This is a genomic window from Paenibacillus intestini (assembly GCF_030803945.1).
GTDB lineage: Bacteria > Bacillota > Bacilli > Paenibacillales > Paenibacillaceae > Paenibacillus > Paenibacillus polysaccharolyticus.
The window spans coordinates 157,349-180,517 of the sequence record NZ_JAURUN010000007.1 but is presented as its reverse complement, the minus strand read 5'-3'; the positions used below and the strand labels follow the sequence as shown (position 1 = coordinate 180,517).

Sequence of the window (23,169 nt, the reverse complement as noted above, 5' to 3'; positions counted from 1 at the left end):
AGACTTAGAAAGAACCTTTTACAACCACTTCGGACAATGGGAAGCGACCTGATGGACGAGCTGGCTCAGCAGCTTTACCTACAGTAATCAGCAAAGTTGGTACAAAGCGTGCAGGGATGTTGAATGCTTCGATCAATTGTTGTGGGTTGTATCCGCCCATTGGGCAAGTGTCATAACCCAGGGAACGTGCTGCCAGCATAATGTTTTGGGAAGCAAAAGAAGCGTTGCGGATTGCTTCATCACGAGCGATTTGCGGGCTTTGGTAAGCACCGTTAATTTGACCCACCAACGCGTCACGAACTTCAGCAGGCAATGCGCCAGCTTCAACAGCTTGATCGTAGATGAATGTATTGCGGTTCGCTTCCAGATCACCGAGAACGGCAATCGTAACAGAACTGTCCATTACTTGAGTTTGTCCGTAAGCGATCGGGAGCAATTTTGCTTTGTCTGCTTCGGATTCAATCACGAGGAATCTCCAGTGTTGCAGGTTCCAGGAAGACGGGGCTTCAGAAGCTGCAGTCAAGATTGCGTTCAGGTCAGCCTCCGGCAATACAAAACCTTTTTCATACTTTTTAACTGCGTGGCGTTCGCTAATAACGCTAAGTGTTTCATTTTTTTCAGTAACGGACATGTGTTCCACTCCTTAGTTCTGTTTGGAATATTATATTTTTACGTTCGCAAAGCACGCCTTGAAAGCCATTCCGCCCCAAGCACAGGCCTTCCGAAAATAACATCAGCGCAGACGAACGCTCCCCATCTGTGTTCACGTTATGCCCGGAATTACCTCAACTTTCAACCTCTTTTACACCGGAGCATACGTATCTCTTACACTTCTCTCCCATGAGCCATGACTCTGACAGCACGCATTCAGATCTTCTCTTTGGTAGATACCCCTTCCATCGGAAAAGGACCTTCTCCACGCTCAATGCTTTGCATCACATCAAGGATGGATATGCGGTCGAAATAAGCGCTCAGCGCTTCTTCCCCTCCATCGTATATAGCCCCCATCACACCCTGCATATTAGAGGAAACTTTACACGGTGAACCCGATTCACCTGAACACCAGCTTGGCCCGAGCGAACCTCCAGCAACTAGTCTGTACACTTCTCCAAGCTTGATCTCTTCACTTGGTCGACTAAGCAAGTATCCCCCATGAGCACCTTCTTTGGTCGTCAAGTAACCATGTTTGCGCAGAACACTCAGTACCTTGCGGACTCTGGCCGGATGTGTGCCCACACTTTGAGACAGGTCTTCACTGTTGGCCATACACTCGCTTCTCATCGATAGAAAAACAAGACAATGCACCGCAATGGTAAATTCGCTGTTCATAACTTACTCCCTTCCCGGCATACAACACCGATGAACTTCATTCCAAGGTAAGTATAACTGTCATTATATGAATAACAGTTATGTTTGTCAACACTTGCTCCTGAACGTCATTTGATCTTAGATTTCCCTGTTATATCAATACTTACACTCTCTTGGTAATCTGCCGAACGCTGATTCAAAACGGTTGTTGAAAACGTTCTATGCATAAAAAAGTGAGCCTTTCGCTTCGCGAAGGGCTCCAATAAGATAGACATATGAAAGGGCTTACGTGATTATTATAATCGCTAATCTTCATTTTGAAAACGCTTTTTTTGTAAAGTTTGATTTTAAGCTGATTCAGGATTTATCCGGATATGATGAAAATTTATATTGCATAAACTAATGTCATTAGTTATATTGCTAACATCATTAGTTTTAGGAGGATTTCCGATGCGGATCACCCGTGAATTCGATGTTTACCAAGTCACCTTTCTTCCCCGCCTCTTCCCTGTAAATGTCTATCTTGTTGAAGAGGAACAAGGCCTGACCCTGATTGATACAGGCATGCCATTCAGTCTCAAAGGTATTCTGGAGACAGCCGCTTCCTTGGGGAAACCCATCACCACCATCATCCTGACCCATGCCCATGCGGATCACGTTGGGGCGCTTGATGGTCTCAAGGATGCGCTCCCCGATGCTGAGGTATGCATCTCCAGCCGAGATGCCAAGCTATTAACCGGGGATACATCGCTGTTGCCGCACGAGCCGCAGACCCCGGTACGCGGCAGTGTGCCCAAAGGCATCCGTACGCAGCCGGATCGCCTGCTCGAAGATGGCGACCAGATTGGATCGCTGGTCGCTATTGCTTCTCCAGGCCATACGCCCGGGCATATGGCCTTCATGGATACACGCAGCCGAGTGTTGATCGCCGGCGATGCGTATCAAGTGCGCGGGGGCCTCGCCGTGTCCGGCCGCGTGCGCCCGCTCTTCCCGTTCCCTGCGCTGGCCACGTGGAATCGCGAAGCGGCACTAGCCAGCGGGAAGCGCCTGGCGGAGCTGGAGCCGTCCGTGCTGGCCGTTGGCCACGGACGAATGTTCCGCCAGCCCGCGGCGGCCATGCGCGCGGCAGTCGCTGATGCTCATCAGCGACTGCAACCAGCCGGGGGGCAGCGATGAGCCCCCGGCAAGGTCTGGATCGCGGCGCACTACTTGGCGCTGCGATTCAGATCGTGGACAGCGACGGCTTTGAGGCGCTGACCCTGGCCGCTCTTGCGAAGCGGCTGGATGTGCGCTCGCCGTCGCTCTATAACCACATCAGCGGGCTCCCCGGGCTTCGCCAGGAACTGGCGCTGATATCAGTTCAACAGCTTGGCCTTGCCGTAAACGAGGCTACGGCGGATCGCACCGGCGACGAGGCCATTCAAGCCATCGCCGCTGCTTATATAGGCTTCGTTCGCCAGCATCCCGGGCTCTACGAAGCCTCATACCATGCGCCTGACCTGAATGAACCGCAGCTCGCGGCATGCAAAACAGCTCTGCTGGACATGCTGCTGCATACCTTGCAGCCATACCCCCTCACCGAAGCGCAAGCATTGCATGCTGTTCGGGGGTTGCGCAGCCTCTGCCATGGTTTTGCCTCTATTGAGGCACAAGGCGGCTTCGGCATGGATTTCAGTCCGGACGATAGCCTGCGTCTGACCGTATCCGCTTTTCTCCACGGGCTGCGCCACCTGCCCGAAGACGTATAAACGAGAGCAAAGCTAAGTTTCCTAAATACCCGAGCAAGAGAAAACCGCCGAGACACTCGTAAGTAACCGAACGAAACAAAATACTCTCGCTCGGAAGCCGAGCTACACCAAGTAATAGAAGTCTGTCTAATCAAACGAACGAAGTTTCCCGCACCGCTTGTAGCTCCGGCTCACGCGGTGCCCCTCTTCATGCGAAGCATGCCTACAACTAAGCTAACCTCCGTCGCCTGATCCGTTGAATCTGTCCGACCTACTACAATTTCCTCTCAACAAAGTGAGACTTCCATGCGTCTGCCAGAATTCTAACGATCACTACAGACCTTATATGCCCGATAAACAGCCTTTTGGAATTCTAACGATCACCAGAGATGCTATTTTCTCAAAAAACGGTTAGAAACCATATAACAGACCGAGAATTCACAAAATAAGGTTTCTCCTGATCGTTAGAATTAAAAGAAGCAGAAAATGCGGCAAATAAGCTTCCTGGTGATCGTTAGCCTACATAGCTTGTGCCCAGGAACAGGAGCAGGAGGTTAATAAGTTTAGATACACCATCCCACGCCTGTCCATCTGTTGCAGTAATCCCTTCTTAGTGCAGCCATTAGTACATCTGTTAGTACATCTGCTTAATTTCCTCTTATTCGAATAAACGACAACTCAGCGGGAACAATACTAGAGCGTGTCTTGAAACCTACTGAAGTGCATCTTTCCCCCTTTCCGCCCCCTGCTACGTCACTTTCCCTTGACGTGTCCCGATACGCCTGCGGGAAACTTCCTTACTTGGAATGAACATTCGGCAAAATCAGCTTTCTTCAGAGTTTTCAGACACTTCTTACATATTTTCCGAATAAAAAACGATCAACATTGCCTGCATTTTTAAAAGATATGTATTCTATCGATTTCCTGTGTTTGTGCTATAATAGGAACTGAAAAATCAGGTCTTTTTGTATCTTATCCGGTTGAACGGATTACATATCATTGTAGAAAGAGGGCGTTTACGTGGCTCAAATCTCTCCGTACTATCTTCAAATCGGGGCGACTGTTGGCATGCTTGTCATGGCCTTACTTGCCATCTTCATTCGTATGAAAGCCAGCCACCGGCCGGTCACCATCCGTAAAATTATTATTCCGCCGCTCGGCATGAGCACAGGCTTTTTTATGTTTGTTGTACCGGAGACCCATGTTCCATGGTTATGGGCATTCATCGCTCTGCTGGTCGGCTGGTTTATTTTCTCGTATCCTCTCATTCGCAGCACCAAGTTTGAACGCGTAGGAGAAGAGATTTTTGCCACACGTTCCCGCAGCTTTGCCTTCATTTTGCTAGGACTTCTGGCTGTACGCCTGATTCTGCATGAAGTTATCCAGCGATATGTCAGCATTCCGCAAACAGGCGGCCTGTTCTTCCTGCTGGCGTTCGGTATGATTGTGCGCTGGCGTGTATATATGTACAAACACTACAAGGAAGTGCTCGCTGTTCAGAACTAAACGGTAGCTAAAATCTCCCGGCACTACCCTGATTTTTATAGGTCTAGAGCAATAAGAAATTAGACAATCAAGGTATTAAGCATTTACCAATCACATTGATCACATCAACTTATCGATAACATCAATCGACATCAACATCATTTTAAAAAGACACGTTCAACACACCATCAAAAGGTGCCAAGAACGTGTCTTTTGCTTGCAGGCTGCAACGACTTAATCAGAACTGTTATGCGGAAGTCGCTTTAATCGTTGGAATGAATGTACTCATCCATCAACCCAAGTTTACTCGCTCAATCCATCTATTCAGGGTCTGCAACCTTCACTAGCTGCTTGCCCAGATTATCTCCAGAGAAGAGTCCAATGAAAGCTTCCGGCGTCCGTTCGAAGCCGTCCACAATATTTTCTTCATACTGCAGCTTGCCTTCCTGAATCCACTTAGCAAGCTTAGCACGTCCTTCCTTGAAAGACTTCGTGTAGTCGCCCAGCAGAAAACCTTTCATCAGCGCCGTGTTCGTTAGCAGCAGTGTTTGTGGACGCATGCCGATATCCGGTTTCTCCAGATTATAAGACGAGATCTGTCCGCACAGCGGAATACGGGCATTCCGATTGATATGACGCAGTACAGCATCCGAGATATCGCCGCCAACATTGTCGAAGTATACGTCGACTCCGTCAGGACAAGCCTTTTCAATCGCTGCCGACATATCTTGCTCCGTCTTATAGTTCAGCACAACGTCGAAACCAAGCTTTTCTTTCAGATAGGTACATTTATCGTCAGAACCTGCGATACCAACCACACGCGCACCGACGATTTTACCGATCTGACCTGCGATCATCCCCACAGCTCCTGCCGCGCCAGAGACCACAACGGTCTCTCCATCTTTGGGTTTGCCGATATCCTCCATGCCGAAATACGCGGTCAAACCTGTCAGACCCAATGCACCGAGATAAGCTGTAATTGGAGCCTCGTCCGAATCAATCAGCGACAGATCCGTCGTATTGACCGCAGCATATTGCTGCCAGCCCCACATCCCCGTCACCAGATCACCTTTGCGTAAATTGGGCTCGGATGATTCCACAACCTGCCCGATCGCTCCTCCCTTAATGACTTCATTCAGGGCGTACGGCGGTGCATAGGATTTCGTATCTTTCATTCGTCCCCGCATGTACGGATCGACCGACAAATATAATGTACGAACCAGCACTTGCCCAGCTTCCGGTTCAGGTAGCGATGCCTCAACGAATTCAAAATTCTCTTTGGATGGAGCCCCTTCAGGACGGGACGCCAGTACGATCTGTTTATTTACACTCATTAAAATAACCTCCTGATTCCCAGTGGCTCCAAGGTCAGCCCTTGTCATCTGCAGTAACACAGGCACACCACTGGCTCTATGTTGATCTTCATAATAGTTTAAACCGAAACAGGCGGATCACAAACGTGGGCCGCCCGGAAATATACAAATTTCGTCACATTATAGCTCTAAACCAACCTTACAGCACAGTGAAAATGAATTAGCCAATAGTGAAATGACACAATCTTTTCATTCTGGGCGAATAGCCTTACATCTGTGTGTAGTCCACCCATCTGAATCCCTACCCCATCTTATTGCGCAGTCAGAATGACCGGTCCATCGGCTGTAATGGCAATGGTATGTTCATACTGAGCGGACAGACTTCCATCCAAAGTGCGTGCAGTCCAACCATCCGAATCCAGCTTGCTGCGGAATGTTCCGATATTCAACATCGGTTCAATGGTGATGACCATGCCCTCTTTAAGCCGCGGACCGCGATGCGGTGGGCCGTAGTGAGGAACCTGCGGCTCTTCGTGCATCTTCTCTCCAATACCGTGTCCAATAAATTCACGAACCACGGACAGTCCTTCTCCTTCAGCATACGTTTGAATGGCATGCGAGATGTCTCCGATCCGGTTACCGACAATAGCAAGCTCAATGCCTTTGTATAGAGAGTTTTTCGTCACGTCTAACAAATGTTGCGCTTCAGGACTTACATTTCCGACTGCATAAGACCAAGCCGAGTCCGCCAGCCATCCATCCAAATTCACGACCATGTCGATGGTAACGATATCGCCGTCTTTCAGCACGTATTTTCCCGGAAAACCGTGACAGATCACGTCATTAACCGACGCACATGTCGCATAAGGGTACCCGTTGTAGCCCTTTTGCTCCGGTATAGCGCCATTTTTCTTCATAAATGCCTCTGCAAACTGGTCAATCTCCTGTGTTGTGATTCCCGGACGAATCAGTTTTGCAATTTCTCTATGGCACGCAGCCAGAATTTCTCCAGCTCTTCTCATTTGTTCAATCTGTTCTTTCGTCTTTATCATGATCATGCCAACTACTCCTTGTCCGTTATGATCTTATCCTGTCTTCTATTGTAACGCGAAACGCTCAAAATAAAAAATTCCGATAACTGAGGCAACATCCTATTATACGCCAAGCTGTGAATGAATGAGTATTTTTTTCTCCAAAAACACGAAACCCCTCTTGGGCAAGCCACGTATTAGCATAAAAATAACTGAAAACGAAAGGATGAACGACTCATGTTTAAGAAACTCATAGGCAAACTCATCGACTCCAAGTCCTCATCTCAACACAAACGTTACAGTTCTTCCAATAGACGTTCCTATAAAAAATACAGCAGTTCCTCTGGCAAACGCGGCTACAAGCGCTATTCCTCATCTGATATGAAGTACAGGGATCAGCGCCATGGATCAGGATATTACAAAAGCAGAAAGTATAGCTCCAGCTAAACGATTGAATCTGATATGACTCTACGTCGGTCCCGAATTCGCTCTCGCTTGAACCTGACTCTTTACCACCAGATATAACAAAGGGGTGTTCCATCGATACCGTACACACGGCCTTCGGAACACCCCTGCTTTTTAGTTTATAACACTTCTACTCCGCTCTTCTGCTTCTACAGCAACGGTCTCAACCGATCCATCTCACGCTGCAACTCTCCTGCCCCGCCCTCATAACCCGGACGAAGCCCGAGAAGCCGCTCCAGCATCTCATGCAGTGCAGGCGTAAGCTGGAGCTCTTCCTGCCAGCTGGCAGGTGCGCTACCCTTCTGAGGCTCATAGGCCGAATACAGCATGAAAAGCAGAAAATGACCGATATCCTGCAAATCCTGATCAGGTATAGCCGGTTCATCTTCAGGCTCAGGCACATCTTTCATTCGGCGTTTTAACTCTGGCAACAACGGCTCCCCCAAGCGTCTCGCCAGGCCAAAATCAATCAAATGTACTCGTCCCTCTCGTACAATGACGTTAGGGATACGCACGTCGCCATGAATGAATCCCTGCTGATGAACATGAGCTACAGGAGACAATAGCTGACAAGCGAGTTCCACGCATTCACGCTCTGTATATTGCTGACCTTCTTCGAAGATCAATTGTTCCAGCGTCTGTCCCCGGACATACTCTGTCACCATATAATTCCGTCTTCGCACGTTAAAGGTATCCAAAAGCTTAGGAATTGCTGGATGATGCAAATGCTGTAACACATCCGCTTCCCTGCTCAGCAGCCGCGCAGCAAGTCTGCCCTTACTCGGCTTCGATTCCTTCAACGCGACTTCCCTTCCCGTCTGCTGATCCACGCACAGATAGGTCAGTCCGTAACTCCCCATGCCTAGAAGCTCCCGTATCACATAACGATCCCCTATGATTATTCCTTGCCGCCCAGGACGGTCTGCAAATAATCCGATCAATCTTTGCCAGCTTCTCTCCAGCTCCACGTTGCCTCCCACGCCAGCTATCTGATGCCTGATCCGGTTTCCTGTCCTGTCATGAGAAACGGCTGATCAGCGGCTGGACTTCATGTTGTATTGGAGCTAATTATAGCAGGCTGTATATGTGAAATCACGATTATCCCTCATGTAGAATCACTTAAGCTTCTTTATGTTTCTTTGGCATCAAACCAAACAACATACGGAGTGAAGTGATTTTGGACTTTCGTTTTCGCCCCTGATAGCTGCGCAAATTGGTCACGAGTTCGCGATCTCGTTCTTCCTCCAGTTTTTCGTTCATCCATTGACGTTGCTTCTCCATCTGTTCCTGGAGCGCAAGATGAGTGTCCGCCAGATGCTGGAGTGTCAGTTCCAGTTCATCCACCCGGTGCTGTAACACCTGCACGCGATCGTCCTCTTCCGGCTTGGGCTCAACTGCACCGTAGGTAACCTCACTTACAAGCTGGCCGAGTCCTTCATAAGATCTCAATTGACCGTACTGATCCACTTCCAGCGGCGGTAATGGATTAGCTCCGGATAAGACCGTACTGGTTGCAGCACACTCCTGCTCTGTATGCTCACGTATGGCTTGGACAGACTGCTGTTCTGTTTTCCCTTCTGCCGGGGATAGCACCGTAACCACTGCATCAGCCAGCGGCAGGTTATGCTCTCTAAGCTCCGTCATCAGACGTTCAATGCACTCGATATCATCGGATTTGAACAATCTGGATTTATTCGCAGAACGTTCGAAACGATATCCCTGCTCCTCAAGTGCTGCTGCATATTTACGAAGAGTACTGGCACCTATACCCAGGCTCTTGGCCGTTTCCGTCGTTGCTCCTACTTCTTCAATCATCATGAATTCCCTCCCGGTATGAAGTCTTTTGGACTTGCAAAATAACGACTTTAGCGCTCCTGCAACGAACTGTCATCGGATCGGGTGACCTTTCTCTTTGCCAACAATGGACTGTGCACATGAAACCTTAAACGACTCCCAAACAACCTTCCTCAATGTAGCCCGCCAGTGCTTCTCTCTTGCATGTCGGTAAGTATTCGTCAATCCGCTTACAGAACCCTTTGACGGTTTAGTTCTGTTTCTGGGGATTCATAAGAACTTTTGTCAGGTATATATTCCGCATAAAAGTCCCTTCATCCGACAAGCTAGAGGAATGCTGTCGTGTCGAAAAAGGTACATGCAAATGCCGTCTAAATTTCGGAGTGCATCGAATTGATGTCAATTTTGTTAACTCCATTACTCCAATACGCTCCCGCGACAGAGGGAATCATTGCTGTATTGCTTTTTCATGTGTTATCTTATGTAACGTAGAATTGAATTCCAGCATAAAATAAAGCACTATACTTAACATAACAATAATCAAGTAATGGATAAATCCAATGTAAACGGAGGCTGAAGGCAGTGTTAGGCAAATCAGGGAAAGTGGCGGTCATCGGGGCGGGTCTTGTAGGTTCAAGTTGTGCATATTCGATGATCAATCAATCGATATGCAGGGAGATTATGATGGTCGATCGGACGTATGACCGTGCGGTAGCACAGGCACTCGATTTTTCCCATTGCATGGACTTTACACACAACCGAACGAAAGTATACGCAGGAACGTATGCCGATTGCGGCAGTATGGATGTCATCATTTTGACCGCTGGAGCCAATCCAAAGCCTGGACAGACAAGACTGGATGTTCTGGAGGAAGCAGAGTCCATTGCCAAAGATATCGTGGTTCCGATCATGAACAGTGGTTTTAACGGAATCTTCGTTGTCGCAGCCAACCCCGTGGACATTGTTACGTATATGGTATGGAAACTGTCCGGGTTGCCGCGTGAGCGTGTCATCGGGACGGGAACTTCGATCGACTCTTCACGACTCAAAACACTGCTCTCCGAGGTATTCTCCATCGACCCGCGCAGCGTACACGGCTACGCGCTCGGTGAGCACGGCGAGTCCCAATTCGTAGCCTGGTCCCATGTTACCATTGGCGGCAAGCCTATTCTGCACATTTTGGATCAACACAAGGAACGGTTCAAACATCTGGATCTGGACGATATCGCCAAAAAAACGAAAGATGCTGGGTGGGAAATTTTCACACGTAAAGGTTCAACCCAGTTTGGCATCGGGAATGCACTTGCCCATATTACTCGCTCCATCCTGAATGACGAGCATAAAATCATTGCTGTATCCGCGATTCTTGATGGCGAATATGGACAGCGGAATGTTTGTGCAGGAGTCCCTGCAATCATTGGGGAGGGCGGCATTCAAGAGATTATCGAATTAAATCTCGATCAAGCGGAGGTTGAGAAATTCGAGCGTTCCTGTGAAATTTTGTCCGGTAATATTAACCGCCTGACTATAGCCTAAGCCTTCGTAAATTCTGAGTAGGAACAGGTCTACACTGCGAGCTTGTTCCAAAATAGAACACAAAAAAACAACCTTCATTTCACCACACCGTGGACATGAAGGTTGTTCTGCTACACTATCTTTTTAATCCGTTGGGCTCAATCCAATGATCCACATATGAATCTCTACTTAACTAGGCCCAATCCGCGGCTCATCAGACGGTCCCCATTGCTGGAGGACCCGCTTCAGTTCACTTAGCATCACCGGCTTGCTGATAAAGTCCCGCATGCCGATCTCCAGACAGGCCTCTTTATCTTCCCGCCTCGAATTGCCCGTAACGGCAATAATCGGGGGAATCCGATCCTCAGGAATTAACCGATGTAACAGATTCGTGGCTTTCAGACCGTCCATTACAGGCATATGGATATCCATCAGAACAATATCATAGGCATTCTGCGAGATGGCATCAATCGCTTCTACACCATTCGTGCACACATCAGCCTCATAGCCCAATTTCTCCAAATATTCCTGTAAAATCTTCCGGTTGACCGGATGATCTTCTGCTACGAGAATACGCATAGCCACCTTGTCACTTTGACGTGTACGGTCATGCTGGAACTCACTTGCTGACTTTTCACCTGATGCTTCAACTCGCGTCGTCGGAATAGCAAACCGGAAAACGGAGCCTTCTCCTTCCGTACTCTCCACACTGATGCTTCCACCCATAATCTCAACAAGTCTCTTGGAGATCACCAGCCCAAGTCCTGTTCCGCCGTATTTGCGGTTAATTACTGGATGTAGTTGAGAGAACGACTGGAACAACTGATCCTGCTTGTCCGCAGGAATACCAATCCCCGTATCTTGCACAGCAAAATCCAGTACACTATCCTCAGGTTTGCTTCCTTTAATGATGTCCACCGTGACATCGATACTTCCCTGATCTGTGAATTTCAGCGCGTTGCCAACGAGGTTCACCAGAATCTGCCTTATTCGCATCGAATCCCCCGCCATATAATCAGGAATATTCGGGTTCAGACGAAAACGAATATCCAGATGTTTCTCGTCTGCTCGTGGCTTGAACAGCTCCGCAACCTGCTCCAGCATCTTGCGGAGCGAGAACGGCTCGTAGGCCAGGGCCATTTTACCAGACTCCAGCTTACTGAAGTCCAGAATATCATTCAGGATGTTCAGCAATGCATCGCCGCTCTCTTGAATAATCTGGGCGTACTCTCGCTGCTCCTCTGACAAGTCTGTACCCACCAATAGCTCAGTCATTCCTACAATGCCGTTCATCGGTGTCCGGATTTCGTGACTAACGCGGGAAAGGAATTCGGACTTGGCCTGTGCAGCCAGTTCGGCTGTCTCCTTGGCACGGACAATTTCACGTTCACCGGTAACGTCATTAAAGACAACGACCGCACCACGAATCTGGCCCTCGTCAATAATCGGAGTTACTTGATACTGTACGAGGAAACTACTGCCGTCTTTTCGCCAGAACACGTCCTCCGTCACTGAACGCGCATGTCCATCGAGCACCGTCATGTGAATCGGACATTCTTCTTTTGGAAAATAACTTCCGTCTGCACGCGTGTGATGGATAATCGGGTGTGAACTTTTACCAATGAATTCATGAGCTTCATAACCGAACATGGATGCCGCAGCCGGATTCATGAACATGGTAATGCCATCCGCATCGAGACCGTAGATTCCTTCGGTAACGGTATTGAGGATCAACTCATGCTGCTTGCTCAGCTCCTGAATACGCTCCGTGTACTCCTTGCGCTCCGTTATATCTGATACTATACCGTAGACACCAACTACTTCGTTATCTATAATAATCGGCACATTCGTTACCGAAACTTCGATCTTCCGGCCACTGGAATTTACAACACGAGTCTCATAGTATTGAGGCTTCCCCTGCTTCACGAGCTCAAATCCAGTTTCCCCCTTCTGCCGTTCTCGTTTATCCAGGTTCGACAGAAAGGACTGTCCGATGAGTTTGCTACGCGGAATATCAAGCATTTGCACCATATTGCTGTTCACAGCACTATAATTCCCTTCCAGATCGAGGGAGTATACCGCAGCTGGATTATATTCAAACAATGACTTGTACCGCTCACGGCTTTCGCGAAGACGTCTGTCAGCATCTTTCTGCTGGGTAATATCCCTGCTAATGCTCACAATTTGCGTTATTTTGCCATGTTCCCCGGTCACGGGCTTCGCCAATGTCTCCATCCAGATGTAATGCCCATCTTTGTGTAACACTCTCATCTTGCAGCCATGACCAATATTAGAAATGAGCAAAGGGTCCGGATAATCTCCCGGGTAACAGTAGGATTTAAATGATTTCCCTGCGACTTCCTCCGGCTCATAACCAAGCAGTGCACGAACAGATGGAGAGACATACAAGAGTTCACCATCTATAGCACAGGTTGTAATCAGATCTTGCGCATGTTCGGCCAATACCTGATATTTCTCTTGAGTCTGTTGCAGTTCCTGTTCGATGATTACTTTATCCGTCACATCCTTGGCAATACCATAGATGCCAACGACATCATCACCTTCTGTAATCGGTATATAGGTCACCTGTGCATGTTTCACAGAGCCATCTTTATGATAAAAAGCCATCGCTTCGCTGACTGAACGTCCAGCCAGAACATCTTCGATGAATTGCACTCTTCTATTTTCACTCTCAGGCGGGCTGATGCGATCCCGACTCACCCCTGCAAGCTCTTCAATCTTGTAGCCAGATAACCGTTCAAACGAAGGGTTAGCATCGATGTGATTCCCTTTAATGTCCATCACATAGATGGCATCCGGGTGATTAAAAAACAATGATCGGTAAGAGCTACCCTCAGAAATAATTCGTTTCAGGGTTTCCGTTTTATTATGATCCAAAGGCCTACCCCTCTTTTCTCAGCCAAAATCTTCTTTCTTCATCACATTACATATGCGCCATTTTCGGCTGTAACAGTCTTACCCTCGAATAACCATGTTCGCCTGACTAGAAACAGCTTTTTTTATTTTACCAGATTCTCGTCTCATTTTGCTTATCAAATAGGATGAAATTCACATCAATAGGCATGAAAAAGATGGGATTTGACCTTTATCGCATAATATAAAAAAAACTGAGACTGTCTGCATACCAACTCTTTGGATGCACAGCCTCAGGAAAGGTTCATTTGTTATTCTCATCGAACGTATACTTTATACTTCCTTCTTCGAAAAATAAATCATGCCCATCGCAATGAATAACACGGCGCTGCCACCAACTACGGATAAAAGTGTACCTAGTGGAACATTGAACGCACCAAACCCTGTTCCCTCAATGGGAAGCATCAGAATCATCGGCTGTGCCCATGGATAATACGGGCCATACGTTGCGGAGTTTGCAACCAGAATGTTAGGTATCGTTAGCGCGAAGTTCAGGGCAAGCGGCGCGGCGAAACTGCTCCAGATCAGAGACACAAACATCTGTAATGCCGCCAATGGGATACAAGCCAGAAGTCCAAGCAACATTTTACTGACAAGGAATCCCCAAGGTACCGGTGATGCCATCCCATGGATTAATCCTGTCAAAACGATACTTCCGAATAGAAGTAACTGTGTACCAGCGAGGAGCAGTAACACCATTGTGAATTTGCCTAAATACACACCTGTACGTGTAAGTGGCAGAACCAAGAGCTGTTTCCATCCACCCCCTGCATGTTCAAAACGGCAGACAAATGAGGTGAACACCCCTGTCAGCATCGGTAACAAAAGCATACCGTGAATCATCACCATGGCTGACATCAATGCAATCCAATCACCCGATGGGGAAGAGAGCAGACCGATGAGCAGTGCGATCAAGGGACTGATTAGAACCAAAAGCGAGATTGGCGATTTGGCCATTTTCAAACGTTCCGCAGATAAGATACGAAAATAGGTTGTAGCAAAATTCATATCAGGCCACATCCTTCCGGCTGAAGTGCATCATGCCTATCAGCAGAATGATGATTCCTAAACCTGCACCCATTGCTGCGTATAAGTAAGCGTTAGGCGCACTCCAAGCCATTTGTGCCCAAGCGAGTGGAAACTGTGGAGAGATGCTGAGAGAGAACATACCGGTAATCGCAAGAATAATGCCGAATGTAACCGGTAGCGCCTGATTTTTGGATACCAGCGTAAACCATAATTCAATGGACAATACAGGCAGTGCGCCAGCTAGCGGCATAAGCCCCAGCTTCAGTGCCTGTGCCCACGGTATATCTTTGGCATCGAAACCAAGCACAAGTCCCAGTCCAACAACCCCCGCGGTTAACAACAAACATGAGATCATTAGTAGCACACAAGCCAGCAGAAACTTCGCAAGATAAACGGCTGGCCTTTTAATTGGCATCGCCAGAAGTTGCTTCCACGACCCCTGCTCATGCTCTATTCCGGCGATCATCGAACTCAAAATGGTTGCGCCCAGCATTAAAGCGAGCGGAACAAAAACAACTACGTTACCGAGCAGACCTCCCCACAAATTATCGGCATACTGCTCTTTCAGATAATCCAGTCGCAATCCGAAATTCAGAGCCTGCATGGCCGTCAAGCCGATTGGGGCCAGAAACACCAGAAACCAGATGCCTTTGCCACGAATTTTAAGCCAGTCGGCTGATAATGCACGTCCTGTCATAGGGAAGCCCCCTCGCCAATGACACGCATGAAGAGATCCTCCAAAGACTGTCTCTGTTCTTCGACCCGGTATACATCATGATCCTGTTCAATCAAACGACGTACCAGCAGTGCAACTGCGCTGTTATCCATGTAGGGGAAGGTAAGCTCAGCACCCTGTCTCTGACCAAATTGCCCCTGCTCACGAGCAAGCTTCATGGCTGCCTCCGGTTCAGACACCGTGAGCCTGATTGAGCTGCCTGTCTGACTATGGAGACTCGCCATCGTGTCCTGCATCACCATTTTGCCATCTCTTATAATACCGACACGACTCGCCATCTGCTCCACTTCACTCAGCAAGTGACTGGATACAAGAACGGTGATGCCATGCTCCAGCGGCATACGTTTGATGAGTTCCCGAATCTCCTGAATCCCCGCGGGGTCAAGTCCGTTCGTTGGCTCATCCAAAATAAGCAGCTCCGGTTCACCGAGTAGTGCGCTGGCAATGCCCAAACGCTGTTTCATGCCGAGGGAATACCCTTTTACATTTCGTTTAGCATCTTTTGTCAGATCAACAATAGATAACACTTCCGCAATCCTTGACTTGGGTACATTGATAATGCGGCGCAGTACCTCAAGATTCTCTACCGCATTCAGATGACCGTAATAGGAGGGGTACTCCACCAGAGAACCTACACGCCGTAAAATGTCCATACGGTCCTTGCGAATATCTTTGTCGAAGACCCGGATGACACCTTTGGTCGGTTTAATCAATCCAAGAAGCATACGGATCGTTGTTGTTTTGCCGGCACCGTTAGGACCAAGGAAGCCGTAGATATCTCCTTTTTTAATATGAAGGTCAAGTTCACGAACCGCTGCACGGTCCTTATATGTTTTCCATAAATTCGCTGTTTGAATAATATTTTCGCTCATTCATTATCACCTCGGAACTATCGTAACCCTCCAAGGTTAAAGCCAGCGTACATCCAAGTTTAAGTTTAGTTTAAAAAGAAACCTCTTCTATCTGCGTTCAAACTTCCCGATCAATCCCTTAGCCGCTGTATAGATAGGTACGGACACCCGCATCTGAGCTATCTACCCGCTTCCGCAAGCCCATCTCACGAATCAGCAGATCGACAATGGATAAGCCAAGTCCTGTGCCCTTCGTACCCGAATCCGGCTGAATTCCCGGTCCGCGATCCTCGATCACTACGGCAGTTCGACCCTGAATCTGCTCCGTGGAAATGCGAATATATTTTCCGCTTGCCGCATGACGAACTACATTTTGAAACAAATTATCCAGCACACGCCGCAGCCCTTGCGCATCTACATCCCAGATTAACGGAGTTTCAGGCAGGTCAATATCGATCTCAAACTCTTCCTTCTCCCACACCGGATACCAGGAAGCAGCAGCTTCCCTTATCATACGCAGTGCATCTTTCTGCTCCAGTTTTAAAGTATATCTTCCACTAGTCAGCAGATTATACGTGAGCAAATTGTCGATCAGTTCACCAAGATCCTGTATCTTGCCTTCCATCCGACTCAGTGCGCGCACGCCTTGATCACTTAGGTTCTCTTTATTCAATGCATGCATATGCCCGCGAATTACCGTAAGCGGTGTTCTCAGGTCATGGGATAACCCTGCCACAAGCCGTTTGCGAAGTTGCTCCTCTTCCCGCTCACGCTGAAGGCTATCCGTTAACTGATGTACCATCTGGTTAAAGGATTCCTCCAAATGTCCAATCTCATCCGATCTCTTAATGTCCACTGGAAGTGGTATACCCTCCTTGCCCGGGGTAACCATAGCAGATTGCAAGTGAATCAGTCGTTTGCGAATTTTGGCGAAGAACAGAACGGACATCACAATAAAGATCACAAACACAATCAGCATCACTGCCCCGAAATAGATGAATTCTAATACCCCGTTATTGGTGATGTTTTGAATGAGCTCACGAGGGACTTCAATCACCATAAACCCTTGTCCCTTATTCACATTTACTCCGCCAATAAAAGAAACCACGGTTAGAGGATCGCGATACAAGGCTTCCTTCATGAACTGAACCGTATCATTTGGTGTCCATCTTGCCGGGATTCGGGTCTCTGCTTTTTCTCCAGTTGCGAGCGACCACTTCAGAATGACGTCTGTATTTAAAGACGCCGGCTCCCCTTCCGAGGTGACTGAAGGATGCAATGATTTAGACTTCAGTACATCCGCCTCTTCACCGCCAAGCACTAACTTCGTTCGGCCTGCCGCATCTACACGATACATAGCCGATTTAGGGTATTTCTCCTGCAGTTCTTTTATCCGTTTATCTATGATTTGGTCAGAAGCCCCGCCCAGCTTTTTGGATTCCATAGCCCACAGTTCGGTAATTTGGTCAGCGTTTCCGTAAGGTGCTTCTTCACCAGAGCTTACGTTATTGATGACTACAATAAAAACCGTTGCTACCATCGGTACCACAACAGGTACAAACAGAAAAGCTGCCAGAATCAGTAGCATGTATCTGGACATCAGTGATCGCCCAACCTTTATTTTGGGACGGATAGACTGTCCTGTTTCACTGCCTCTGTTCTGTTCAGACTTCCTTGCCTTCCGTTCTCTATACCATCTGATCATGGCTTCTTCACACGATAGCCAACACCGCGTACTGTCTGAATAATGACAGGATTGGCCGGATCAATCTCCAGCTTCTCGCGCAGATGCCGGATGTGCACCATCAACGTTTTGTCCCCATCCAGATAAGACTCGTTCCACACCGCTTCATAGATCTGCTCTTTGGTGCGAATCATGCCCATATGCCGAAGCAAATAAGCGAAGATGTGGAACTGTTTACCGGATAAAATAATCTCTTCCCCCGTCTGCTCATTCACGATCCGGTTATCCTGCTCATAAATCGACAGATGATCCAGCTTAAGTACCGCTTCACTTGAAGCTACTTTGCCTGCTTTCCGCAGTTGAACCTCAATCCGCGCTGCAAGCTCGTCCGGATGAAAAGGTTTGGTCACATAATCATCGGCAAAATCAAGTCCATGCAACTTGTCATCAATGGATGTTCTGGCCGAGAGCATAACGATGGGCACAGCAGGATATTCTTTTTTTAATCGCTGACCTACCGTGAATCCGTCGAGCCCTGGCAGCATGACATCCAGAATGACTAGGGAGCAGTCTGCCACAGCCTCGGTGGCCCCTTCACCGCTCCCAAGCCAGACGACCTCATATCCACGCTCCTCCAGATCTTCTCTCACCCATGTTGCAATTTCCGTATCATCCTCAATGTATAACAGTTTGTTTTTCATCTATGTACTCGTTTCCTTTCCGTTCCCTTTGGGTTAATGATATATCTGGGCGGCAATGCTTATCTTTATGACTTTTGGCTTTAAATTTTGAATGGGGCGAACCTCCCCGCGAGTTTAAATGCAAGCCTGGTTGCACAAGCTACAATGTCCGTTGCCTAGGCCTCAGTACATTCCATGTCGCTCGTTTAGAGCCTGCCCTATCTTTTCATACCCTCATTATAACGCAATCTGCAGTCACGTAATATGAAGCTATATCTTTCAGCAATAATGTCTACATATCACCTGTATTACTGTACTACTAGCATATTTAATCGAATTTAAATGAATTGGTCTCTGCTTACTTCATTCATATCTGACAGGAGGAATTACATATGCTGCTTGAAGCCATCTTTCACCAACCAAAACGAAACTGGGCCTATGCCTATGATCAGGATACGATTCGTCTACGTCTGCGTGCCAAAAAGAATGATCTCACCGAGGTGTATGCCCTGACTGGAGATAAATACGCGTGGGAGGAAACAAAAGATATGGTTCCTCTGACCAAATTGACGTCAGACTCTATGTTTGACTACTACGAGGGGGAAGTGAGACCTCCGTATCATCGATTGAAGTATGCTTTTTTGCTCAAAAGTGGAGATGAACACATCTGGATGACCGAGACGGATTTCCAAGAGGAGGAGCCCGATGACCCAGGCCGCATGTTTCAGTTCCCATATCTTCATGCCGGAGCTGTGTTTACACCCCCAGCATGGGTGAAAGATGCTGTGTTTTATCAGATTTTTCCCGAGCGCTTTGCCAATGGCAACCCGGATATCAATCCCAAAGAGGTTGAACCTTGGGGCGGTGAACCTACACCCTTTAATTTCTTTGGCGGTGACCTGCAGGGCGTAATCGACCACCTTGATTACCTCAGTGAACTGGGTATTAATGCGATTTATTTCACTCCGATTTTCGAAGCTACAACCAATCATAAATATGATACCGAAGACTATCTGCGCGTCGACCGCCATTTCGGTGATGCTGACACAGTGAAGCATCTGGTTAAGCTATGTCATGAACGCGGTATTCGTGTGCTGCTGGATGCCGTGTTTAATCATTCAGGCAAAACATTTGCTCCTTTTGTCGATGTACAAAAGCTTGGTGCCAAGTCCAAATACAAGGACTGGTTTCACGTACATGAATTCCCGCTCGACGTAAAGGATGGCATTCCAACCTATGAGACATTTGGCTTTGAGGCTCACATGCCCAAGCTGAATACAGAGAATCCCGATGTGAAGGCCTACTTGCTCGAAGTAGCGGAATATTGGATCAAGGAAGTTGGCACGGACGGCTGGCGTCTTGATGTAGCTGATGAAGTGGACGATGCTTTCTGGAGAGATTTCAGGCGGGTTGTTAAGGAAGCCAACCCGGATGCCTACATTCTGGGTGAGATATGGAACGAATCTTCTTCCTGGCTACAAGGGGACCAGTTCGATGCTGCCATGAACTATCCGTTCACCGCCGCCGTAAATCATTTCTTTGTGGAAGATAAGATGCACGCTGAACAATTCGCGAGTGCCCTTGGCAGGCAGCTATCTCGCTACCCACTTCAAGCGAGCGAGGTGGCATTCAACTTACTCGACAGTCATGATACTCCGCGCCTGCTTACCTTGTGCGAGGGCGATCAACGCAAGATGAAGCTGGCTGCCTTGTTCCAGTTCAGTTATATGGGAGCCCCATGTATCTATTATGGTGACGAGATCGGGCTCGACGGAGAACATGATCCAGGTTGCCGCAAATGCATGGAGTGGGACGAAGCGAAGCAGGATCGGGAGCTACTTCACTTTTATCAAAAGCTGATTGCTCTGCGTCATGCTCATCCTGCACTGCGTGCAGCAGGAACCATTCGTTTCCTGCAAGCTCAGGAAGGCGGTAGCCAGCTTGTGATGGAGCGGCAAAGTGACGAGGAACGCATCCTCATTCTGTTCAACCGTTCTGAGGAAACCGCCATCGTTGAACTGGATGCAGGTGAGCAACCTTGGACGGAGCTGTTTGAGGGTAACCATCGCACCGCTCTGGAAGACGGTGTGCTTGCCATTGAACTGCCTGCTTACGGATATGCCGTGATGCGCACAGAAGTAAAGTAGATGCCTTTTTGAAACAACAATAAATGACTGCCTTCTCCAATTCTGATTGGTTGACTGCTATCTTGGCGGTTTAGGCAAACTGGACAAACAAGCGTCTCGCATAACCTGAGAAAACCAGGTTCGCGGACGCTTGTTTGTTATGAAGTAATAACGACTAACATGCTCTAATTACTACTTGCTACTTGCTAAATCGGAACCTGGTTTTGTACTCCTAAGCTATCTGACCCTGTTCCTGTATATGATCCACTTGCTATTCTGCCTCTGAGCCTGTTGTTGATGTTTCGGATGACTCATCCGGCAACCGCTTGGCCTTTGGTTTCGCCAGCTTCTCCATCATCTTGCGGCCTGTAGGTGTCTGAGCGAGCCCACCTTGCGCTGTCTCGCGGTGACGGCTTGGCATCGCACTGCCTACCTCCAACATCACGTCAATGACTTCGTCAGACGGAATGGCACTGCGTACACCAGCGAGTGCCATATCTGCGGCAGCCAGTGCAGTAACGGCACCGAGTCCGTTGCGCACGATGCATGGAATCTCTACAAGGCCAGCAACCGGATCGCAGATGAGGCCCAGTGTATTTTTCAAAGCCAATCCTACAGCATGCACTACCTGCTCTGGCGTCCCTCCACGAAGCTCCACCATCGCACCGGCAGCCATGCCAATCGCTGAACCTACTTCTGCCTGACAACCGCCCTCGGCCCCTGAAATAAATGAATTGTTGGCGATCACGTATCCAATAGCACCGGCGCAGAACAATCCATTCACCAGATGTTCATCCGTCCAGCCAAAACGTTCCTGCGAGCTTATAAATACGCCAGGAATGATGCCACAAGAGCCCGCTGTTGGCGTAGCCACGATCCGTCCCATGGAGGCATTCACTTCCGATACGCAAAGCGCATAGGCCATGGCAAGGGCAGAAGCATCACCAGAGCATGTTTCGCCTTGGCGAATATATTCGGCCATCTTTTTCCCGTCCCCACCCGTCAGTCCGCTACGTGAGGTTGTATCTTCTGTAAGTCCTTTACGAACCGCTTCTTTCATCACTTGGTAGTACTCCGACATCTGCTTTACGACGTCTGTTTCGGGTGTGTTAGTCTCCTGCACCTGCTCTTCAATCATCAACTGTGCAATTGTTTTGGACTCCGCAGTGCAGATGGTGTTTAATTCATGTAGATGTTTAAACCGCATCCGGATCACCCCCTCTCTTCAGATCAATCACACGAATATCCAGCATATGATCCAATGAACGCAGTTTGTTCAACGCGTCTTCACTCGGCGGTGCATCCATCTCCATTGCTGTAAGTGCCTCACCATCACGAGCCTTTCGATCCACTTGCATATAGCCGATATTCACTCCGGACGAGCTAATGGTTGAGGTCACGGATGCCAGAACTCCCGCTTTATCGGCATGACGCAAAACAAGTGTCGGAAACTCTCCACTGATCTGTACGCGAAAATCATTTAATGCATGCACAGATACACTGCCGCCACCGATGGAAGCACCTATTAAAGAGCATGCCCGTTCGCCGTGCCACAATTCAATCTTGACCGTGTTCGGATGAGGAGCCGGTAGACCGCTGGTGTAAAATTCAACCTCCATGCCTGCTTCATCTGCATATTGCTCTGCATCCGGTATACGCGGATCATCTGTAACGTAACCCAGCAAACCACCGATTAGTGCCAGATCTGTTCCATGTCCCTGATAGGTATCCGCAAATGAGCCATATAACGTAAGCCTTGCACGTTCCGGTGTACATCCCAGCCACTGACGCGCAATTCGTCCCAATCTTGCAGCACCGGCTGTATGTGAACTGGATGGTCCCGTCATCGACGGGCCAATAATTGAAAAAACATCTTTAAATCGCACCTGTTAACCCTCCAATTGGTTTTGTCATCGATATCTGGACAAGACCCACCACAATGTTCCTGATTTACTGATTGATGACATCAAAAAAGGACAGAAGAAGGCCGTTAGCCCTCTCTCTGTCCTTGATACCTGAGAGTTTCATGATTTTAAGCCAGGAAGAACAAGGCCGAGTACACGCAAGCACTCATCTGTTCAGCAATCTGACAATCATATACCCCTTGGGTGGCGCTTCTTCCGCGCACTCTCCAGAGTTGCGTCCAACGACGGTACATTTACCTGAGAGATTAACGGTTATGCCGGGTGCATAACTGCTTGCTCCTTCGGTGCCCAAGCCATCTGTACAGTACAGTTCTACATCTTAAATTGCATTAATCATGCCTACTTGTACTGTATTGCATCATCCTGCTAGGTCTCTCCCGCTCGTTATCATTCGCTATATTCTGTTATTTCCTTAATGAAAGTTCACCATTCTGCCATGCATTCAATCATATACAGCGTAATATGCCATACGCTATATGTCAATAAAAGTGACGTAATCTCGAAGCACATCATTTCTATATACGATATGCTCCTTTCGTTCATATGGTTCAAAGCTTGTTCATTTT

General features: G+C 48.1%; 19 protein-coding genes and 2 riboswitches. Of the genes, 5 read left to right on the top strand and 14 right to left on the bottom strand.

Annotation, left to right across the window (positions count from 1 at the left end):
- Nucleotides 1-4: 4 nt before the first annotated feature.
- Together J2T16_RS19075 and J2T16_RS19070 are read right to left on the bottom strand one after the other, a co-directional pair.
- On the bottom strand, nt 5-631 hold the full coding sequence (locus tag J2T16_RS19075) for a nitroreductase family protein (protein WP_221790645.1): 627 nt from the start codon (nt 629-631) through the stop codon (nt 5-7).
- 236 nt (nt 632-867) lie between these two features.
- Nucleotides 868-1,329 (bottom strand): RrF2 family transcriptional regulator, encoded by a 462-nt coding sequence (locus tag J2T16_RS19070; RefSeq protein WP_090918700.1) that lies wholly within the window; start codon nt 1,327-1,329, stop codon nt 868-870.
- 429 nt (nt 1,330-1,758) lie between these two features.
- Between J2T16_RS19070 and J2T16_RS19065 the strand changes: the two genes are divergently transcribed.
- From J2T16_RS19065 to J2T16_RS19055, 3 genes are all read left to right on the top strand, one after another.
- The gene (locus J2T16_RS19065) at nt 1,759-2,484 is read left to right on the top strand and encodes an MBL fold metallo-hydrolase (RefSeq protein WP_499019030.1); all 726 of its coding nucleotides are present in this window, start codon (nt 1,759-1,761) and stop codon (nt 2,482-2,484) included.
- Entirely contained in the window at nt 2,481-3,056 is a 576-nt protein-coding gene (locus tag J2T16_RS19060; protein ID WP_499019029.1) for a TetR/AcrR family transcriptional regulator, read from the top strand. The genes J2T16_RS19065 and J2T16_RS19060 overlap by 4 nt, the downstream gene beginning before the upstream one ends.
- Nucleotides 3,057-4,055: 999 nt before the next feature.
- Nucleotides 4,056-4,541, top strand: a complete 486-nt coding sequence (locus tag J2T16_RS19055; protein WP_186809802.1) for a CcdC family protein — start codon at nt 4,056-4,058, stop codon at nt 4,539-4,541.
- A gap of 299 nt (nt 4,542-4,840) precedes the next feature.
- Here the strand turns inward: J2T16_RS19055 and J2T16_RS19050 are convergent, their stop codons facing one another.
- The 4 genes from J2T16_RS19050 to J2T16_RS19035 form a co-directional block, all read right to left on the bottom strand.
- On the bottom strand, nt 4,841-5,854 hold the full coding sequence (locus tag J2T16_RS19050; RefSeq protein WP_090918707.1) for an NADP-dependent oxidoreductase: 1,014 nt from the start codon (nt 5,852-5,854) through the stop codon (nt 4,841-4,843).
- A 290-nt stretch (nt 5,855-6,144) separates the two neighbouring features.
- On the bottom strand, nt 6,145-6,891 hold the full coding sequence (map, locus tag J2T16_RS19045) for a type I methionyl aminopeptidase (RefSeq protein WP_090918710.1): 747 nt from the start codon (nt 6,889-6,891) through the stop codon (nt 6,145-6,147).
- A 587-nt stretch (nt 6,892-7,478) separates the two neighbouring features.
- Nucleotides 7,479-8,309, bottom strand: a complete 831-nt coding sequence (locus J2T16_RS19040) for a serine/threonine protein kinase (RefSeq protein WP_336121268.1) — start codon at nt 8,307-8,309, stop codon at nt 7,479-7,481.
- A gap of 139 nt (nt 8,310-8,448) precedes the next feature.
- A complete protein-coding gene (locus tag J2T16_RS19035; RefSeq protein ID WP_499019028.1) occupies nt 8,449-9,144 on the bottom strand; it encodes a hypothetical protein in 696 nt (231 codons plus the stop codon).
- Nucleotides 9,145-9,705: 561 nt separating this feature from the next.
- Between J2T16_RS19035 and J2T16_RS19030 the strand changes: the two genes are divergently transcribed.
- Nucleotides 9,706-10,659, top strand: coding sequence for an L-lactate dehydrogenase (locus J2T16_RS19030; protein WP_145334020.1), 954 nt, complete (start codon nt 9,706-9,708; stop codon nt 10,657-10,659).
- 168 nt (nt 10,660-10,827) lie between these two features.
- Here the strand turns inward: J2T16_RS19030 and J2T16_RS19025 are convergent, their stop codons facing one another.
- From J2T16_RS19025 to J2T16_RS19000, 6 genes are all read right to left on the bottom strand, one after another.
- A complete protein-coding gene (locus tag J2T16_RS19025; protein ID WP_221790959.1) occupies nt 10,828-13,536 on the bottom strand; it encodes a PAS domain-containing hybrid sensor histidine kinase/response regulator in 2,709 nt (902 codons plus the stop codon).
- Between the two features lie 309 nt (nt 13,537-13,845).
- Nucleotides 13,846-14,580 (bottom strand): ABC transporter permease, encoded by a 735-nt coding sequence (locus J2T16_RS19020; protein WP_154891413.1) that lies wholly within the window; start codon nt 14,578-14,580, stop codon nt 13,846-13,848.
- A 1-nt stretch (nt 14,581) separates the two neighbouring features.
- On the bottom strand, nt 14,582-15,298 hold the full coding sequence (locus J2T16_RS19015; protein WP_154891414.1) for an ABC transporter permease: 717 nt from the start codon (nt 15,296-15,298) through the stop codon (nt 14,582-14,584).
- The gene (locus J2T16_RS19010) at nt 15,295-16,209 is read right to left on the bottom strand and encodes an ABC transporter ATP-binding protein (protein WP_090918727.1); all 915 of its coding nucleotides are present in this window, start codon (nt 16,207-16,209) and stop codon (nt 15,295-15,297) included. The genes J2T16_RS19015 and J2T16_RS19010 overlap by 4 nt, the downstream gene beginning before the upstream one ends.
- A gap of 118 nt (nt 16,210-16,327) precedes the next feature.
- Nucleotides 16,328-17,893 carry a sensor histidine kinase gene (locus tag J2T16_RS19005; protein ID WP_221790958.1) on the bottom strand — a complete coding sequence of 522 codons (1,566 nt, stop codon included), beginning with the start codon at nt 17,891-17,893 and terminating at the stop codon, nt 16,328-16,330.
- Nucleotides 17,890-18,573, bottom strand: a complete 684-nt coding sequence (locus J2T16_RS19000) for a response regulator transcription factor (protein ID WP_154960032.1) — start codon at nt 18,571-18,573, stop codon at nt 17,890-17,892. The genes J2T16_RS19005 and J2T16_RS19000 overlap by 4 nt, the downstream gene beginning before the upstream one ends.
- A gap of 371 nt (nt 18,574-18,944) precedes the next feature.
- Between J2T16_RS19000 and J2T16_RS18995 the strand changes: the two genes are divergently transcribed.
- Entirely contained in the window at nt 18,945-20,699 is a 1,755-nt protein-coding gene (locus J2T16_RS18995) for an alpha-glycosidase (RefSeq protein WP_154891417.1), read from the top strand.
- A 250-nt stretch (nt 20,700-20,949) separates the two neighbouring features.
- Here J2T16_RS18995 and sdaAA read toward each other — a convergent pair whose 3' ends face one another.
- Nucleotides 20,950-21,885: an L-serine ammonia-lyase, iron-sulfur-dependent, subunit alpha gene (gene sdaAA, locus J2T16_RS18990; protein WP_154891418.1), complete on the bottom strand. Its 936-nt coding sequence runs from the start codon at nt 21,883-21,885 to the stop codon at nt 20,950-20,952.
- Nucleotides 21,875-22,564, bottom strand: a complete 690-nt coding sequence (sdaAB, locus tag J2T16_RS18985) for an L-serine ammonia-lyase, iron-sulfur-dependent subunit beta (RefSeq protein ID WP_221790956.1) — start codon at nt 22,562-22,564, stop codon at nt 21,875-21,877. Before sdaAB ends, sdaAA begins: the two co-directional genes overlap by 11 nt.
- Before the next feature lie 114 nt (nt 22,565-22,678).
- Nucleotides 22,679-22,815, bottom strand: a riboswitch (glycine riboswitch).
- A 4-nt stretch (nt 22,816-22,819) separates the two neighbouring features.
- A riboswitch (glycine riboswitch) is annotated at nt 22,820-22,993 on the bottom strand.
- Nucleotides 22,994-23,169 lie beyond the last annotated feature (176 nt).

What these genes read in the sequence shown, in the direction of transcription:
- J2T16_RS19060 (WP_499019029.1), top strand. Translation starts at nt 2,481, where the DNA reads ATGAGCCCCCGGCAAGGTCTGGATCGCGGCGCACTACTTGGCGCTGCG.
- J2T16_RS19020 (WP_154891413.1), bottom strand. Translation starts at nt 14,580, where the DNA reads ATGAATTTTGCTACAACCTATTTTCGTATCTTATCTGCGGAACGTTTG.
- map (WP_090918710.1), bottom strand. Translation starts at nt 6,891, where the DNA reads ATGATCATGATAAAGACGAAAGAACAGATTGAACAAATGAGAAGAGCT.
- J2T16_RS19075 (WP_221790645.1), bottom strand. Translation starts at nt 631, where the DNA reads ATGTCCGTTACTGAAAAAAATGAAACACTTAGCGTTATTAGCGAACGC.
- J2T16_RS19005 (WP_221790958.1), bottom strand. Translation starts at nt 17,893, where the DNA reads ATGATCAGATGGTATAGAGAACGGAAGGCAAGGAAGTCTGAACAGAAC.
- J2T16_RS19015 (WP_154891414.1), bottom strand. Translation starts at nt 15,298, where the DNA reads ATGACAGGACGTGCATTATCAGCCGACTGGCTTAAAATTCGTGGCAAA.
- sdaAA (WP_154891418.1), bottom strand. Translation starts at nt 21,885, where the DNA reads ATGCGGTTTAAACATCTACATGAATTAAACACCATCTGCACTGCGGAG.
- J2T16_RS19070 (WP_090918700.1), bottom strand. Translation starts at nt 1,329, where the DNA reads ATGAACAGCGAATTTACCATTGCGGTGCATTGTCTTGTTTTTCTATCG.
- J2T16_RS19035 (WP_499019028.1), bottom strand. Translation starts at nt 9,144, where the DNA reads ATGATTGAAGAAGTAGGAGCAACGACGGAAACGGCCAAGAGCCTGGGT.
- J2T16_RS18995 (WP_154891417.1), top strand. Translation starts at nt 18,945, where the DNA reads ATGCTGCTTGAAGCCATCTTTCACCAACCAAAACGAAACTGGGCCTAT.
- J2T16_RS19010 (WP_090918727.1), bottom strand. Translation starts at nt 16,209, where the DNA reads ATGAGCGAAAATATTATTCAAACAGCGAATTTATGGAAAACATATAAG.
- J2T16_RS19050 (WP_090918707.1), bottom strand. Translation starts at nt 5,854, where the DNA reads ATGAGTGTAAATAAACAGATCGTACTGGCGTCCCGTCCTGAAGGGGCT.
- J2T16_RS19065 (WP_499019030.1), top strand. Translation starts at nt 1,759, where the DNA reads ATGCGGATCACCCGTGAATTCGATGTTTACCAAGTCACCTTTCTTCCC.
- J2T16_RS19000 (WP_154960032.1), bottom strand. Translation starts at nt 18,573, where the DNA reads ATGAAAAACAAACTGTTATACATTGAGGATGATACGGAAATTGCAACA.